The following is a 16,941-nucleotide window of genomic DNA, read 5'->3' on the forward strand; positions in this document are numbered from 1 at the left end:
TGTGCCATTGTCCGGGCAGGACGGCTTTGAACATGGACGACAGGGGATAGGCGGGGCGGCCGCGGCGGTCTCTGAGGTAACGGGTTTTTTGACGGTTCAGGTATTGTTCGATCGGCTGCCAATCAATCACCTGGTCCAACTCCGATAGCGGGAAGCGGCCGATGTGTTTGGCAGTCATGGCTTGGGCGGTTTGCCGGAAGAAGGTGCTCATGGGAAATCCCCTAAATGCCTTGGTGGGAATTTAGGGGATTTTAGGGGAATTTTGCAAAGGTCTCAGTCTGTTTGTCTTGTGTTTTGCGCAATTGCCCTCATTTTAAGCCGTGATTTTATTTTTAGATGAAAAAATGAGTAATCAAGATTTTTATGCGACGCTGGGTGTGGCAAGAGCAGCTACCGATGATGAGATTAAAAAAGCCTACCGTAAATTGGCGATGAAATACCATCCCGACCGCAATCCTGACAATAAAGAGGCGGAAGAGAAGTTTAAAGAAGTACAAAAGGCGTATGAAACTTTGTCCGACAAGGAAAAGCGTGCCATGTACGACCAGTATGGTCATGCGGCGTTTGAAGGCGGCGGACAGGGGGGCTTCGGAGGGTTTGGCGGATTTGGCGGTGCGCAGGGTTTTGACTTTGGGGATATTTTCAGCCAAATGTTTGGAGGTGGTTCGGGGCGCGCCCAGCCTGATTATCAGGGTGAGGACGTGCAGGTCGGTATCGAAATCACGCTTGAAGAAGCCGCAAAAGGTGTGAAGAAACGCATCAATATTCCGACTTATGAAGCGTGTGATGTCTGCAACGGCAGCGGCGCGAAACCGGGGGCATCCCCGGAAACCTGCCCGACTTGCAAAGGTTCGGGTACGGTGCACATCCAGCAGGCGATTTTCCGTATGCAGCAGACTTGTCCGACCTGCCGCGGTGCGGGCAAACATATTAAAGAACCTTGCGTCAAATGCCGTGGCGTGGGGCGGAATAAGGCGGTCAAGACGGTGGAAGTCAATATTCCCGCCGGTATCGATGACGGGCAGCGTATCCGTTTGAGCGGTGAAGGCGGGCCGGGTATGCACGGCGCGCCTGCCGGCGACCTGTATGTAACCGTCCGCATTCGGGCGCATAAGATTTTCCAACGCGATGGTTTGGATTTGCATTGCGAACTGCCGATTAGTTTTGCCACGGCTGCTTTGGGCGGGGAGTTAGAAGTGCCGACCTTGGACGGCAAAGTCAAGCTCACCGTCCCCAAAGAAACCCAAACCGGCAGGAGGATGCGCGTGAAAGGTAAGGGTGTCAAATCTTTACGCAGCAGCGCGACCGGCGATTTGTACTGCCATATTGTTGTCGAAACGCCTGTCAATTTGACCGACCGTCAAAAAGAGCTTTTGGAAGAATTTGAGCGGATTTCTACGGGCTTGGAAAACCAAACGCCGCGCAAGAAATCGTTTTTAGACAAGCTGCGCGATTTGTTTGATTGATTTTAAGGTTCGGAAACAAGCAGCCGTATCGGGGAACCTCCCTGATACGGCTGTTTTTGTTCGTTTGGAAATAGTTTTTATTTTCAATTGGGTATGGGCAGGGTGGGATAATTGTTTTTAACTGTTCTTTTTAAAACTTGACATCATGGCGTGATGCCAACAATATGTGAACGTCTGTTGTCAAAGGAAGAATAATGAATAAATCTTTATCCGGTTCGGTAGAAAAATACCGCGAACTGACGCTCCGAGGCATGATACTCGGCGCATTGATCACTGTAATTTTTACTGCGTCTAACGTTTACCTCGGTTTGAAAGTCGGGCTGACCTTTGCCTCGTCGATTCCGGCGGCGGTGATTTCGATGGCGGTTTTAAAATTTTTCAAAGGCAGCAATATTTTGGAAAACAACATGGTGCAGACCCAAGCCTCGGCTGCGGGTACGCTTTCAACCATCATCTTCGTCCTGCCCGGTTTGCTGATGGCGGGCTACTGGAGCGGTTTCCCGTTTTGGCAGACGACGCTTTTATGTATTGCCGGCGGGATTTTGGGGGTGATTTTCACCATTCCGCTGCGTTACGCGATGGTGGTGAAAAGCGATTTGCCTTATCCGGAAGGTGTGGCGGCTGCTGAAATTTTGAAAGTGGGCGGTCATGAAGAAGGGGATGACCGTCAGGGCGGCAGCGGTATCAAAGAGCTGGCGGCCGGCGGCGCGTTGGCGGGATTGATGAGCTTTTGCGCCGGAGGTCTGCGTGTGATTGCCGATAGCGCGAGTTATTGGTTTAAAAGCGGTACGGCAATTTTCCAACTGCCGATGGGCTTTTCACTGGTCTTGTTGGGCGCGGGTTATTTGGTCGGACTGACGGGCGGCATCGCCATCCTGCTGGGCATTTCGATTGCTTGGGGTATTGCCGTGCCGTATTTCTCCTCACACATTCCGCAACCTTCCGATATGGAAATGGCGGCGTTTGCGATGAAGCTGTGGAAGGAAAAAGTGCGTTTTATCGGTGCGGGAACCATAGGTATCGCGGCGGTTTGGACGCTTTTGATGCTGCTCAAGCCAATGGTGGAAGGCATGAAGATGTCGTTCAAGAGTTTTGGCGGCGGTGCGCCCGCTACAGAACGCGCCGAACAGGATTTGTCGCCTAAAGCCATGATTTTCTGGGTGTTGTCTATGATGTTTATTCTAGGCGTGTCGTTTTACCACTTTATCGGCGATTCGCACATTACGGGCGGCATGGCGTGGCTTTTGGTGGCGGTTTGCACGCTTTTGGCTTCCGTCATCGGCTTTTTGGTCGCCGCCGCCTGCGGTTATATGGCAGGTTTGGTCGGCTCGTCTTCCAGCCCGATTTCCGGCGTGGGCATCGTGTCCATCGTCGTTATTTCACTGGTTTTGCTGCTGGTAGGCGAATCCGGAGGTTTGTTGGCGGATGAGGCCAACCGCAAATTCTTACTGGCGTTGACGCTTTTTTGCGGATCGGCAGTAATCTGCGTGGCTTCGATTTCCAACGACAACCTGCAAGACTTGAAAACCGGCTACCTGCTCAAAGCTACGCCTTGGCGGCAGCAAGTCGCCCTGATTATCGGCTGTATCGTTGGTGCGCTGGTTATTTCGCCCGTGTTGGAACTGCTTTACGAAGCCTACGGCTTTACCGGCGCAATGCCGCGCGAAGGCATGGATGCGGCGCAGGCTTTGGCAGCCCCTCAAGCGACTTTGATGACGACCATTGCGTCGGGCATTTTCGCCCACAACCTCGAATGGGCGTACATCTTTACCGGTATCGCGATTGGAGCGGTATTAATCGTCGTCGATTTGGTGTTGAAAAAATCATCAGGCGGTAAACTTGCTCTGCCCGTCCTTGCGGTCGGTATGGGCATTTATCTGCCGCCGTCCGTCAATATGCCCATCGTGGCAGGCGCGGTGTTGGCGGCGGTGTTGAAACACATCATTGGCAAGAAGGCGGAAAACCGCGAAGGCCGTCTGAAAAACGCCGACCGTATCGGTACGCTTTTCGCGGCAGGCCTGATTGTCGGTGAAAGCCTGATTGGTGTAATTATGGCGTTTATTATTGCCTTCTCTGTGACCAACGGCGGCTCGGATGCGCCGCTCGCGTTGAATCTGCAAAACTGGGATGCCGCCGCTTCTTGGTTGGGCTTGGCGTTCTTCGTTACCGGGATGTTTTTCTTTGCACAGCGCGTACTGAAGGCGGGTAGGTAGCCTGTCGGAGAAAATGCCGTCTGAAACGTTCGGACGGCATTTTTTATCGGGAAAGCGTAAGGCGGAGCTTTTCGGCTTGTGCCCACGTTTTGCCGGCAAGGTCTTTGGGCGAAAGCAGCGGCGCGGTTTGAAGCGGCCAGCCTATGCCGATTGCCGGGTCGTTCCATATTAAAACCTGTTCGGTTTCAGGGTTGTAATAGTCCGTGCATTTGTACACGACTTCCGCCGCGTCGCCCAAAACGCAAAAACCGTGTGCGAAGCCTTCGGGTATCCAAAGCTGGTATCGGTTTTGCGCCGACAAGGTTGCGCCCGCCCATTTGCCGAAAGTCGGCGAACCTTCGCGCATATCGACGGCCACGTCGAACACTTCGCCGACAACTACGCGTACGAGTTTGCCTTGGGTGTTTTCGGTTTGGTAGTGCAGGCCGCGCAATACGCCTTTGCTGGAGTTGGAGTGGTTTTCTTGCACGAAAGTTCGATCGGCAATATTTTCTTTGAACCATCCGTCGCGGAATGTTTCCATAAAAAAACCGCGCCCGTCTGTGAAGACTTGCGGTTTTAAAAGTTTTACGTCGGGGAGGGCGGTGTCGATGATGTCCATAAAGTCCTTTGGCGGTATCGTTACCGCTGTTTTTTGCGGTTTGATTTTTTATGCGCGCCGTGCGGCAGGTCGGTTAAGGTGGCGGCGCGGCACGGTTTGGATGCCGTCTGAAAGCCGTCGGGGCGTTCAGACGGTATTTATTTGCCGATTAGGTGCAGCAGGTATTGCCCGTAGGCGGTTTTTTCCAAATGTTTTGCGCGTGTTTCCACATCTTTTTTCGTCAGCCAGCCGTTACGCCAGGCGATTTCTTCGAGGCAGGCGATGTGCAGGTTTTGGATATTTTGCACGGTTTGGACGAAGGAAGCCGCCTCGTGCAGGCTTTCTTGCGTGCCGGTGTCCAACCACGCGAAACCGCGTCCCAATATTTGAACGGACAGCGAGCCGTCTTCCAGATACATCCGGTTGAGGTCGGAAATTTCCAATTCGCCGCGTGCGGACGGTTTGAGCTGTTTGGCGAACTCGACGGCGCGGTTGTCGTGGAAGTACAAGCCGGTTACCGCCCAATCGGATTTGGGCTGTTGCGGTTTCTCTTCGATGGATAAGGCGTTGAAGTTTTCGTCAAATTCAACCACGCCGAAACGCTTGGGGTCTTTAACCCGATAACCGAATACGGTTGCGCCGTGGGTCTTGGCGGCGGCCTGTTTCAATGTTTGCGTAAATGATTGACCGTAGAAAATATTGTCGCCCAAAATCAGGCAGACATTGCCGTTGCCGATAAATTCTTCGCCGATGATAAATGCCTGCGCCAAGCCGTCGGGGCTGGGTTGAACGGCATATTGCAGGCGGATGCCGAAGTCGGAGCCGTCGCCGAGTAGCCGTTGGAAGGCAGCGTTGTCTTCGGGTGCGGTAATTACCAAAATATCGCGGATTCCCGCCAGCATCAAAACCGACAAGGGGTAATAAATCATCGGTTTGTCGTACACGGGCAGCAGTTGTTTGGATACGCCGCGCGTAATCGGATATAGGCGCGTACCGCTGCCGCCTGCCAGTATGATGCCTTTCATCTTTTCTTTCTTCCTTTGCGATGGGTTTTCAGACGGCATTGCGTCGGGATGCCGTCTGAAAACTATTTGCCCGTACCTAAGCGTTCCGAACGGCAGTTGCCGTTTTATGCGTTTTGCCGCCGGGTTTTGTTGTCCAAATACCATTGCACGGTTTTGCGGAGGCCGGATTCAAAAGTTTCCAAAGGCAGCCAGCCCAAATCCCGCCTGATTTTCGCCGCATCGACGGCGTAGCGGGCATCATGGCCGGGGCGGTCTTGTACGAAAGTAATTAAATCTTCATACCGTGCCACGCCGGCCGGTTTTTCGGGGGCGAGTTCTTCCAAGAGGGCGCAGATGGTTTTGATCACTTCGAGATTGGTTTTTTCATTGTGTCCGCCGATATTGTAGGTTTCGCCGACAACACCTTCGGTAACGACCTGATACAGCGCGCGCGCGTGGTCTTCGACAAACAGCCAGTCGCGGATTTGCGCCCCGTCGCCGTACACAGGCAGTGGTTTGCCGGAAAGTGCGTTCAGAATCATCAAAGGAATGAGTTTTTCGGGGAATTGTCGGGGGCCGTAATTATTGGAACAGTTGCTGACAATGGAGGGCAGCCTGTAAGTCCGCTGCCACGCGCGGACAAGGTGGTCGGCGGCGGCTTTGGAGGCGGAGTAGGGGCTGGACGGCGCGTATGGCGTGGTTTCTGTAAACAAATCGTCTGTGCCGTGCAAATCGCCATAGACTTCATCGGTAGAAATATGGTGGAAACGGAAGGCTTCGCGTTTTTCAGACGGCATTTGCTGCCAATAGGCGCGCGCAGCTTCCAGCAGGTCGAATGTGCCGACGATATTGGTTCGGATAAATTCGCCTGCCGAACCGATGGCGCGGTCGACGTGGCTTTCCGCCGCCAAGTGCATCACGGCATCGGGCCGGTATTGCGCGAACACGCGGTCGAGTTCGGCGCGGTCGCAAATATCCACTTGCTCAAAAGCGTAGCGGGGATTATCGGCAATGTCGGTCAGCGATTCGAGATTGCCCGCGTAGGTTAACTTGTCGAGGTTGACGACGGAATCTCGGGTGTTTTGGATAATATGGCGGACGACTGCCGAGCCGATAAAACCCGCGCCGCCGGTAACGAGGATGTTTTTTTTGCCTGCGGTTTGCATTTAATCCCCATATCTGCCGGGGTTGCGGCTGACCCAACGCCACGAATCTTCCATCATTTGCTGCAAGCCGCGTTTGGTTTCCCAGCCGGTTTGTTGTTTGGTATGGGACGGGTCGGCATAGGAACACGCCAAGTCGCCGGCGCGGCGGGGTTGGATTCGGTAAGGAATGTGCAAACCGGATGCGGCCTCAAAGGCGCGGATGATTTCCAAAACGGAATAGGCGCGTCCCGAACCCAAGTTGAACAAATGTACGCCGGCAACGCCGCCTTTCGCCTTCATTGCCGCGATATGCCCTTCTGCCAAATCCATCACATGGATGTAGTCGCGCATTCCCGTACCGTCGGGGGTCGGATAGTCGCCGCCGAATACCGACAGTTGCGGCAGCCTGCCCGAAGCCACTTGACAGATATAGGGCAAAAGATTGTTGGGAACGCCGTTGGGCTGTTCGCCGATAAGTCCGCTTTCGTGCGCGCCGATCGGGTTGAAATAGCGCAACAAAATCACGCTCCAACGCGGATCGGCTTTTTGGATGTCGGTTAACATCCGCTCCACCATCGCTTTGGACGCACCGTAAGGATTAGCGGTATCGCCCGGGCGCATATCTTCCGTATAGGGGACTTTTTCCGCATCGCCGTAAACGGTTGCCGACGAGCTGAATACGATTTTCAACACGCCCGCGCGCGCCATTTCTTCCGCCAGCACCAGGCTGCCGTAAACATTGTTGCCGTAATATTTTGTCGGCTCGGCAACGCTTTCCCCCACTGCCTTCAAACCGGCAAAATGGATGACGGATTCGATTTCATGTTCTGAAAAAATCTGCCTCAAAATCTGACAGTCGCGGATGTCGCCCTGATAAAACGGTATGTTTCTGCCGGTAATTTGCCGAAGGCGCGGGAGGACGGCGGCAGACGAGTTGCACAGATTATCCAAAATCACGGCATCGTAACCGGATTGGACGAGCGAGACGGCGGTGTGCGAACCGATAAAGCCGGTGCCGCCGGTAATCAGGACGGTCATAAACATTCCTTTCAGATTGTATCGGGCAAAGTATATCAGTATTATCTTCATCTTTTCCAAACGATTACCCACATTGCGCCGTCGGCTGTTCAGACGGCATCACGGAGGCAATTTATGAACATCACCCGAATCCTCTCCCAAGAACTCTCCGCCACTACCGTGCAAATCAATGCCGCTATCGAGCTTTTGGACGACGGCGCGACCGTCCCCTTTATCGCGCGTTACCGTAAAGAAGCCACGGGCGGGCTGGACGATACGCAGCTGCGCCAGCTTGCCGAGCGGCTGCAATACCTGCGCGAGTTGGAAGAGCGCAAGGCCGTTGTGTTAAAAAGCATTGAAGAGCAAGGCAAGCTTTCAGACGACCTCAGGGCGCAAATCGAAGCCGCCGACAACAAAACCGCGCTGGAAGACCTGTATCTGCCCTACAAGCCCAAACGCCGCACCAAAGCGCAAATCGCGCACGAACACGGTTTGCAGCCGCTGGCGGACGTGTTGCTTGCCGAACAGCCGCAGGACGTGGAAGCCGCCGCGCAAGGCTACCTGAACGAAAACATCCCCGACGCCAAAGCCGCGCTGGATGGCGCGCGCGCGATTCTGATGGAGCAGTTTGCCGAAGACGCGGAACTCATCGGCACGCTGCGCGACAAGCTGTGGAACGAAGCCGAAATCCACACGCAAGTCGTTGAAGGCAAAGAAACCGAAGGCGAAAAATTCAGCGATTATTTCGACCGCCGCGAACCCGTGCGCGCCATGCCCAGCCACCGCGCGCTGGCGGTTTTGCGCGGTCGCAACGAAGGCGTGTTGAACATCGCGCTCAAATACCAGCCCGACGACACGCCGATTACGCAGCAAAGCGAATACGAGCAAATCATCGCCCGCCGCTTCAAGGTTTCAGACGGCCACAAATGGCTGCGCGACACCGTGCGCCTGACTTGGCGCGCGAAAATCTTTTTGTCGCTGGAACTCGAAGCTCTCAATCGTTTGAAAGAAGCTGCCGACACTGACGCGATTACCGTGTTCGCCCGCAATCTCAAAGACTTGCTGCTCGCCGCGCCCGCCGGGCGGCTGACCACTTTGGGACTCGACCCCGGCTACCGCAACGGCGTGAAATGCGCCGTGGTGGACGACACGGGCAAACTGCTGGATACGGTCATTGTCTATTTGCATCAAGAAAACAATATGTTGGCAACGTTGTCGCGCCTGATTAAACAACACGGTGTGAAGCTCATCGCCATCGGCAACGGCACCGCCAGCCGCGAAACCGACAAAATCGCGGGCGAACTGGTGCGCGGAATGCCCGAAAGCAGCCTGCACAAAATCGTCGTTTCCGAAGCCGGCGCGTCGATTTATTCTGCGTCCGAACTGGCGGCGCGCGAGTTTCCCGACTTAGATGTTTCCCTGCGCGGCGCAGTGTCCATCGCCCGCAGGCTGCAAGACCCGCTTGCCGAGTTGGTCAAAATCGACCCCAAATCCATCGGCGTGGGGCAGTATCAGCACGACGTGAACCAAAGCCGGCTCGCCAAATCGCTGGACGCGGTGGTCGAAGACTGCGTGAACGCCGTCGGCGTGGACGCGAACACCGCCTCCGCCCCGCTCTTGGCGCGGATTTCCGGTTTAAATCAAACCCTTGCCCAAAACATCGTCGCCTACCGTGATGAAAACGGCGCGTTCGACAGCCGAAAAAAATTGCTAAAAGTACCGCGCTTGGGCGAAAAAACCTTCGAGCAAGCAGCAGGCTTTTTGCGGATTAACGGCGGCAAAGAGCCGCTGGACGCGAGCGCCGTCCACCCCGAAGCCTATCCCGTCGTCGCCAAAATGCTGGCGCAACAAGGCATTACCGCCGCCGAACTCATCGGCAACCGCGAGCGTGTGAAGCAAATCAAAGCATCCGACTTCACCGACGAACGCTTCGGTCTGCCGACTATTTTGGACATCCTGTCCGAGCTGGAAAAACCCGGCCGCGACCCGCGCGGTGCGTTTCAGACGGCATCGTTTGCCGAAGGCATCCACGAAATCAGCGACTTGCAAGTCGGCATGATACTCGAGGGCGTGGTCTCCAACGTCGCCAACTTCGGCGCGTTCGTGGACATCGGCGTCCATCAGGACGGCTTGGTGCACATCTCCGCCCTGTCTAATAAGTTCGTCCAAGACCCGCGCGAAGTGGTGAAAGCCGGCGACGTGGTAAAAGTGAAAGTGCTGGAAGTCGATGCCGCACGCAAACGCATCGCGCTGACCATGCGCTTGGATGACGAACCGGGCGGCGCAAAACATAAAATGCCGTCTGAAAACCGCAGCCGCGAACGGACAGCCGGCCGCAAACCCCAACGCAACGACCGCGCCCCGACCAATTCGGCGATGGCGGATGCGTTTGCGAAGCTGAAGCGGTAAAATAATCGAAGAGTTTATGGATTTTGACTTATGCACACACCACTTACCTATATTGACCTTTTCTCAGGAGCAGGAGGCCTATCCTTGGGTTTTGAACAAGCCGGATTCCAACAATTGCTTTCTGTTGAAATGGAGTCTGATTATTGTCAGACTTACCGTACCAACTTCCCCCGTCATCAATTACTGCAAAAAGATTTAACCACACTAACCGAACAAGATTTAACCAATTGTCTTAACGGACAATCAGTTGATTTGGTTATTGGAGGACCACCTTGTCAAGGTTTTAGTATGGCAGGAAAGATTGGACGGACATTTACAGATGACCCACGCAACCATTTATTTAAAGAGTTTGTCCGAATAGTTAAAATTGTCCAACCATATTTTTTTGTTATGGAAAATGTAGCGCGACTCTATACACACAATTCAGGTAAAACACGTATTGAGATTATTCAAGCATTTCAGAATATCGGTTATTCGGTGGAATGTAAGATACTGAGTGCAGCCGATTTCGGTGTTCCTCAGATACGTAGCCGAGTGATATTTATCGGGAGGAGGGATAAAGGCAAAATTTCCTTTCCCGAACCTTTGCAGATTTCCCATCAGACTGTTGGATCAGCAATAGGACATTTTCCAAAACTGGCTGCTGGCGAAAGCAATCCACACGTTGCAAATCATGAAGCTATGAATCATTCGGCACAAATGTTAGAAAAAATGGCATTTGTTAAAAATGGAGGTAACCGTAACGATATTCCTGAACCATTACGTCCGAAAACAGGTGATATCCGTAAATACATCCGTTACAACAGCAACAAACCAGCCGTTTGTATTACAGGAGATATGCGCAAAGTTTTTCACTATGAACAGAATCGGGCTTTAACCGTTCGTGAATTAGCTGCCTTACAATCTTTCCCTGATAATTTTATTTTTTGCGGCAGCAAAATTGCCCAGCAGCAGCAGGTTGGTAACGCCGTGCCGCCTTTATTGGCAAAAGCTATTGCTGAAAGTATTTTAAAAATGAGTGAAAATGAATAAGAAATATCCGAAAATTAACTATATCGGTAATAAAGAGAAAATAGCTTCCTGGATTTGTGACCAGCTTCCGTCTGATGTAGATACAGTTGCAGATGTATTTAGTGGAGGCTGTTCCTTTGCCTACGAAGCCAAAAAACGCGGCTATCGTGTGATTACTAACGATATTTTGGCAATTAATTACCAAATTGCTTTAGCATTAATAGAAAACAACCATGAAACATTAAATGACGATGATGTCGCAATGATTTTTTCAGGCAGCCCGCATGCCGGTTTTATGAGTCAGCGTTATTCCGAAAAATTCTATTTTCACGATGAATGCCAACAACTTGATTTGTACTGTAAAAATATAGGGAAGCTGAATAACCAGTATAAACGTGCTTTGGCGTTTACTTTAATGCGTCGCGCCATGATACGTAAAATGCCCTATTCACGATTCACAATTCCTTGGGAAAAAGTTAAACAACTGCGTGATGAAGAATACAGTTATGCTAAATATGGCCGTCGACGCGCCTACCACAATGAAAGTTTTCAAAGTCATTTTCTGCAAAATTTGGATGACTATAACCAAGCTGTTTTCAATAATGGCTGGCGGCATCACGCCTTTAATCAAGATATATTTGATTTATTACCTAATATACAAGCTGATGCCGTCTATTTAGACCCACCTTACACAGGCACGATGAACAATTATTTTGGCTTTTACGGATTATTGGACAGTTACATTACATCATCCATACCCAAACCATTTGCCAATCATTTCATGGATAAAAAGCAGGCTGTCGAATTATTTAAAAGGGTAATCAATCATTTGAAACCATTTAAATATTGGCTGTTAAGCTACAACAATGCTTCATATCCAAACCGAGATGAATTAGAAGAAATGTTAGGTAAAAATGGGCGAAATGTACAAATCTTGGAAACGCCTCACGTTTATAAGGTTACAGGAAAAGAAAAGAAGCAAAGCCATAAGGAAATTCTGTTTTTAGTAGAAAATACATGAATGATAGATATTACTTAAATACAAAAACAGAATATTGGTATCGAATATTCTTGGAGACAGAGATGAGTAATAATCAGCCAAACAGCCAAATTTATGAAGATTATTGGGCGTTTACCAATGCCTTTACAAATTATAACGATCAAAAATTTTGTACTGCACTCAATATTTGTCTTGACTTTATTGATGCGAATCAAGACCAGCCATACAGCAACGAACTATATGAAGCATTGCAGCAAAACATTGCCCAAGATTCCGTTATGGCTTCGCAGAGAACAAGCAAGGCCATGAATTTGGCCTCGGTTCGTAAAGCTATTAATCAATTTGTAAAAATGGGATTTATAGAACCGTTTTTATCAAGCTATACACCTTTATCACGAGATTATGTACAAGCTCGTACTAACCGAAAACGACAAACCCTACTTTCCAAAATCGTATCGCACTCTGGCTTTCAGCGTTCAGTAACTGAAAACTCTAATATTCGACAAATAAATTTCCTGATTAAAACGCTGGTCGAGCATCCACAAGGCAAGCTAAATAAAAAAGAAATTGCCGCCATGATGTTAGTAGACTTAAAAACCTTTCAACAAGATTATCTAACCGAAACAGAATTGAATGATTATTTTCAACAGGGAATAGAATCAGGATTTATTGAACGAAAATACAATCAAATAAGTTATTTATGGAACCTATTAGACAAATTAGACGACTTAAAACGAGTAGGTGATGACTTATATTTTGCTGAGGATGCCCAACGTATTTTTGGTAATTTGGATGAAATTACTGTAAGGAAACGCGACCCTTATTTACATCGCCTATACAAAAACCAACTTCAAGAAGAAAGTGAAGAACATTACGGTAATGTGAAATGTATGCTGGAAAAACTTGCCTATCCTGTATTGATTGCCAGTCATATTAAGCCTTTCATCCTGTCGGATGATACCGAAGCATACGACCCAAATAACGGCTTGCTATTAAGTCGTACCTTGGATAGCCTATTTGATTTGAAATATATTTCGTTTGATGATGAAGGAAATATGGTGAAATCTAAGCGGTTATCAGATGATGTTTGGCGACGTTGGTGTGATGTGAAGCTAGATAACAATCTGCTCAACGACAAACGTAAATCTTACTTGGCATATCATCGAGAACTTATGCTACAAGAAGACCAAGAATTTCATATTTAGGCAGTTAACCGCGAGCGCGTGAAGCAAATCAAAGCGTCCGACTTTACCGACGAACACTTCGGACTGCCGACCATTCTGGACATTCTGTCCGAGCTGGAAAAACCGCAGCCGCGAACGGACAGCCGGCCGCAAACCACAACGCAACGAGCGTGTCCCAACCAATTCGGCGATGGCGGATGCGTTTGCGAAGTTGAAGCGGTAAGTCCGACAGCAGGGATGTACAGCGACAGATGCAGCGGCGGGTTTTGCCCCCGCTTTTTCTGTTATTTCAAATATGTGTATTCCCATGATGCCGTCTGAACGGAGTTTCAGACGGCATTTTGTTTGTAAAAAATAGTTGTATAGTGGATTAAATTTAAATCAGGACAAGGCGACGAAGCCACAGACAGTACAGATAGTACGGCAAGGCGAGTCAACGATGTACTGGTTTAAATTTAATCCACTATAAAAAAGGGCGATTCTTTGACAAGCCTTAACTATTCCCCTAATATCTTCGCGCTTGCGTCCCCTTCGGGCGGATATAAAGAAAAACATTTTAGGAGGTCAAACGATATGGAATGGGCGTTTAACAGTTATTACACCTTGATTGCCGCCACTTTGGTTTTGTTGGTCGGCAAGGTTTTGGTTAAGAAAATCAAAATCTTGCGTGATTTTAACATCCCCGAACCCGTGGCGGGCGGGCTGATTGCCGCGATTATCCTGTTTGCGCTGCACGAGGCGTACGGCGTGAGCTTCAAATTTGAGAAACCGCTGCAAAATGCGTTTATGCTGATTTTCTTCACGTCCATCGGCTTGAGCGCGGATTTTTCCCGTTTGAAGGCGGGCGGTTTGCCGCTGGTGGTTTTTACCGCGATTGTGGGCGGATTTATCTTGGTGCAAAACTTTGTCGGGGTCGGACTGGCTACGGCTTTGGGTTTGGACCCGCTCATCGGTCTGATTACCGGTTCGGTGTCGCTGACGGGCGGACACGGCACGTCAGGTGCGTGGGGACCTAATTTTGAAACGCAATACGGCTTGGTCGGCGCAACCGGTTTGGGTATTGCTTCGGCTACTTTCGGGCTGGTGTTCGGCGGCCTGATCGGCGGGCCGGTTGCGCGCCGCCTGATCAACAAAATGGGCCGCAAACCGGTTGAAAACACAAAACAGGATCAGGACGACAACGCGGACGACGTGTTCGAGCAGGCAAAACGCACCCGCCTGATTACGGCGGAATCTGCCGTTGAAACGCTTGCCATGTTTGCCGCGTGTCTGGCGTTTGCCGAGATTATGGACGGTTTCGACAAAGAATACCTGTTCGACCTGCCCAAATTCGTGTGGTGTCTGTTTGGCGGCGTGGTTATCCGCAACATCCTTACCGCCGCATTCAAGGTCAATATGTTCGACCGTGCCATCGATGTGTTCGGCAATGCTTCGCTTTCGCTTTTCTTGGCAATGGCGTTGCTGAATTTGAAACTGTGGGAGCTGACCGGTTTGGCGGGGTCTGTAACCGTGATTCTTGCAGTACAAACCGCAGTGATGGTTTTGTACGCGACTTTTGTTACCTATGTCTTTATGGGGCGCGACTATGATGCCGCAGTATTGGCTGCCGGCCACTGCGGTTTCGGTTTGGGCGCAACGCCGACGGCGGTGGCAAATATGCAGTCCGTCACGCATACTTTCGGCGCGTCACATAAGGCGTTTTTGATTGTGCCTATGGTCGGCGCGTTCTTTGTCGATTTGATTAATGCCGCGATTCTCACCGGTTTTGTGAATTTCTTTAAAGGCTGATTTTCCGCCTTTCCGACAAAGCGCCTGCAAGGTTTACCGCCTGCAGGTGCTTTTGCTATGATAGCCGCCATCGGTCTGCACCGTTTGGAAGGAACATCATGTATCGGAAACTCATTGCGCTGCCGTTTGCCCTGCTGCTTGCCGCGTGCGGCAGGGAAGAACCGCCCAAGGCGTTGGAATGCGCCAACCCCGCCGTGTTGCAGGACATACGCGGCAGTATTCAGGAAACGCTCACGCAGGAAGCGCGTTCTTTCGCGCGCGAAGACGGCAGGCAGTTTGTCGATGCCGACAAAATTATCGCCGCCGCCTACGGTTTGGCGTTTTCTTTGGAACACGCTTCGGAAACGCAGGAAGGCGGGCGCACGTTCTGTATCGCCGATTTGAACATTACCGTGCCGTCTGAAACGCTTGCCGATGCCGAGGCAAACAGCCCCCTGCTGTATGGGGAAACGTCTTTGGCAGACATCGTGCAGCAGAAGACGGGCGGCAATGTCGAGTTTAAAGACGGCGTATTGACGGCAGCCGTCCGCTTCCTGCCCGCCAAAGACGCTCGGACGGCATTTATCGACAACACGGTCGGTATGGCGGCGCAAACGCTGTCTGCCGCGTTGCTGCCTTACGGCGTGAAGAGCATCGTGATGATAGACGGCAAGGCGGTGACAAAAGAAGACGCGGTCAGGGTTTTGAGCGGCAAAGCCCGTGAAGAAGAACCGTCCAAACCCACCCCCGAAGACATTTTGGAACACAATGCCGCCGGCGGCGATGCGGGCGTACCCCAAGCCGCAGAAGGCGCGCCCGAACCCGAAATCCTGCATCCCGACGACGTCGAGCGTGCCGATACCGTTACCGTATCACGGGGCGAAGTGGAAGAGGCGCGCGTACAAAACCAACGTGCGGAATCCGAAATTACCAAACTTTGGGGAGGACTCGATACCGACGTGCAAAAAGAGTTGGTCGGCGAACAGCGCAAGTGGGCGCAGGAAAAAATCAGCAACTGCCGACAAGCCGCCGCGCAGGCAGACCGGCAGGAATACGCCGAATACCTCAAGCTCCAATGCGACACGCGGATGACGCGCGAACGGATACAGTATCTTCGCGGCTATTCCATCGATTAGGGCAAACCGATGAATACCGTCCCCAAAAGCAGGATTCCCGTCAAACCGCTGCCCGAAAAAACCACAGCCGAAGCCAAAGTCGAAAAATGGCGGCAGCTCGGTGCGGACCACGGTTTGTCGGGCGAATGGGCAGTTGCCGCCAGATTGGGCGAAAACGGTTTTACCGAAGAACAGATGGAAAATATCGCCAACCTGTTCGGCAGATAAAGGGAAAATTGACGGAAATGCCGTCTGAAACCCTGTTGTCGGTTTCAGACGGCATTTTGACCAATACGGTACGCAGGCGCAAAACAGCCGGCTTTTCCTGTGTTTCCTATGCTGATGTTTCAACACACAGGACGGCACATAAAGCGTCGCCCTATGTGCCGTCCTGATTCGGAAGGGGTTACGCCCCTCCCAAATATAGTGGATTAACAAAAACCGGTACGGCGTTGCCTCGCCTTGCCGTACTATCTGTACTGTCTGCGGCTTCGTCGCCTTGTCCTGATTTTTGTTAATCCACTATATTGTCCATTCGGCAGGGAAAGCCTGAAGAAGAATTTTCCCGCAAGATGGCCGGCTGCCTGACCGACTTGGAAAACTGTCTGGAAAAATACCTCGAACAGTTCGGGCCGGTATCGGAAAGTATCGAAGCCTGTACCGCCAAACTGCAGGAGCAACCGTCGTTCTTCAACAGGCTGATGAAAGCCAACGACAAGCTCAACAGGCAGATTGACGTGTTGCAGAAACAGTCGGCAGCCATCCACAACGAAGCCTATATCGAAATGAACACGCTGCTTTACCGCCATCGCGAAGTAGTTTCCATCCACAACCGCAAAGCAGATTATGCGGAAAAGGGCAAAGAGCGGATTGCGCTGTTCCCGCGCGGTTTGAACGGCATCACCAAGCTGCCTGCCGCCGTCCTGTTGCCCGAGCGTCCCTACCATTTTGATATGAAGGAGGTTCTGTATATATTCTCCCGAATACCGAGATAGGCGTATCGGCTGCCGGATAAAAATGCCGTCTGAAA

The 16,941-nt window shown here is 51.3% G+C and carries 16 protein-coding genes and 1 pseudogene; 12 read left to right on the plus strand and 5 right to left on the minus strand.

Annotation, left to right across the window (positions count from 1 at the left end):
• On the minus strand, positions 1-211 hold a 211-nt coding region (locus tag DFR77_RS08130), incomplete at its 3' end, for a transposase (RefSeq protein WP_488472647.1).
• A 133-nt stretch (positions 212-344) separates the two neighbouring features.
• Between DFR77_RS08130 and dnaJ the strand changes: the two genes are divergently transcribed.
• Positions 345-1,466: a molecular chaperone DnaJ gene (gene dnaJ, locus DFR77_RS08135; protein WP_003690173.1), complete on the plus strand. Its 1,122-nt coding sequence runs from the start codon at positions 345-347 to the stop codon at positions 1,464-1,466.
• Between the two features lie 194 nt (positions 1,467-1,660).
• A complete protein-coding gene (locus DFR77_RS08140) occupies positions 1,661-3,679 on the plus strand; it encodes an OPT family oligopeptide transporter (protein ID WP_003690172.1) in 2,019 nt (672 codons plus the stop codon).
• A 43-nt stretch (positions 3,680-3,722) separates the two neighbouring features.
• Here the strand turns inward: DFR77_RS08140 and rfbC are convergent, their stop codons facing one another.
• From rfbC to galE, 4 genes are all read right to left on the minus strand, one after another.
• Positions 3,723-4,280: a dTDP-4-dehydrorhamnose 3,5-epimerase gene (gene rfbC, locus DFR77_RS08145; protein WP_003690171.1), complete on the minus strand. Its 558-nt coding sequence runs from the start codon at positions 4,278-4,280 to the stop codon at positions 3,723-3,725.
• Between the two features lie 137 nt (positions 4,281-4,417).
• Entirely contained in the window at positions 4,418-5,284 is an 867-nt protein-coding gene (rfbA, locus tag DFR77_RS08150; RefSeq protein WP_047924190.1) for a glucose-1-phosphate thymidylyltransferase RfbA, read from the minus strand.
• A 104-nt stretch (positions 5,285-5,388) separates the two neighbouring features.
• Positions 5,389-6,429 carry a dTDP-glucose 4,6-dehydratase gene (gene rfbB / locus DFR77_RS08155; RefSeq protein ID WP_003690169.1) on the minus strand — a complete coding sequence of 347 codons (1,041 nt, stop codon included), beginning with the start codon at positions 6,427-6,429 and terminating at the stop codon, positions 5,389-5,391.
• A complete protein-coding gene (gene galE, locus DFR77_RS08160) occupies positions 6,430-7,446 on the minus strand; it encodes a UDP-glucose 4-epimerase GalE (RefSeq protein ID WP_003694383.1) in 1,017 nt (338 codons plus the stop codon).
• A gap of 114 nt (positions 7,447-7,560) precedes the next feature.
• On the opposite strand from galE, the gene DFR77_RS08165 reads away from it, so the two are divergent.
• The 10 genes and pseudogenes from DFR77_RS08165 to DFR77_RS08210 all read left to right on the plus strand — a co-directional run bounded on the left by DFR77_RS08165 (position 7,561) and on the right by DFR77_RS08210 (position 16,906).
• Entirely contained in the window at positions 7,561-9,834 is a 2,274-nt protein-coding gene (locus DFR77_RS08165) for a Tex family protein (protein ID WP_003690166.1), read from the plus strand.
• Positions 9,835-9,864: 30 nt separating this feature from the next.
• Complete coding sequence (locus tag DFR77_RS08170) at positions 9,865-10,866, plus strand: DNA cytosine methyltransferase (protein ID WP_003690264.1); 1,002 nt, start codon at positions 9,865-9,867, stop codon at positions 10,864-10,866.
• The gene (locus tag DFR77_RS08175) at positions 10,859-11,866 is read left to right on the plus strand and encodes a DNA adenine methylase (RefSeq protein WP_003700718.1); all 1,008 of its coding nucleotides are present in this window, start codon (positions 10,859-10,861) and stop codon (positions 11,864-11,866) included. The genes DFR77_RS08170 and DFR77_RS08175 overlap by 8 nt, the downstream gene beginning before the upstream one ends.
• A 62-nt stretch (positions 11,867-11,928) precedes the next feature.
• Positions 11,929-13,050, plus strand: a complete 1,122-nt coding sequence (locus tag DFR77_RS08180) for an HNH endonuclease signature motif containing protein (protein ID WP_003697699.1) — start codon at positions 11,929-11,931, stop codon at positions 13,048-13,050.
• A gap of 6 nt (positions 13,051-13,056) precedes the next feature.
• Positions 13,057-13,155 (plus strand): annotated as a pseudogene (locus tag DFR77_RS14695) (hypothetical protein); the annotation flags it as partial.
• Between the two features lie 447 nt (positions 13,156-13,602).
• Positions 13,603-14,817, plus strand: a complete 1,215-nt coding sequence (gltS, locus tag DFR77_RS08190) for a sodium/glutamate symporter (protein WP_003690157.1) — start codon at positions 13,603-13,605, stop codon at positions 14,815-14,817.
• 98 nt (positions 14,818-14,915) lie between these two features.
• Positions 14,916-15,932: a lysozyme inhibitor LprI family protein gene (locus DFR77_RS08195; RefSeq protein ID WP_003690156.1), complete on the plus strand. Its 1,017-nt coding sequence runs from the start codon at positions 14,916-14,918 to the stop codon at positions 15,930-15,932.
• A 9-nt stretch (positions 15,933-15,941) separates the two neighbouring features.
• Positions 15,942-16,139 (plus strand): hypothetical protein, encoded by a 198-nt coding sequence (locus tag DFR77_RS08200; RefSeq protein ID WP_003690155.1) that lies wholly within the window; start codon positions 15,942-15,944, stop codon positions 16,137-16,139.
• 17 nt (positions 16,140-16,156) lie between these two features.
• Positions 16,157-16,306, plus strand: coding sequence for a hypothetical protein (locus DFR77_RS08205; RefSeq protein ID WP_010951364.1), 150 nt, complete (start codon positions 16,157-16,159; stop codon positions 16,304-16,306).
• A 177-nt stretch (positions 16,307-16,483) separates the two neighbouring features.
• Positions 16,484-16,906, plus strand: a complete 423-nt coding sequence (locus tag DFR77_RS08210) for a hypothetical protein (RefSeq protein ID WP_003690270.1) — start codon at positions 16,484-16,486, stop codon at positions 16,904-16,906.
• Positions 16,907-16,941: the final 35 nt, after the last annotated feature.

This window comes from Neisseria gonorrhoeae (assembly GCF_003315235.1).
Classification (GTDB): Bacteria; Pseudomonadota; Gammaproteobacteria; order Burkholderiales; family Neisseriaceae; genus Neisseria; species Neisseria gonorrhoeae.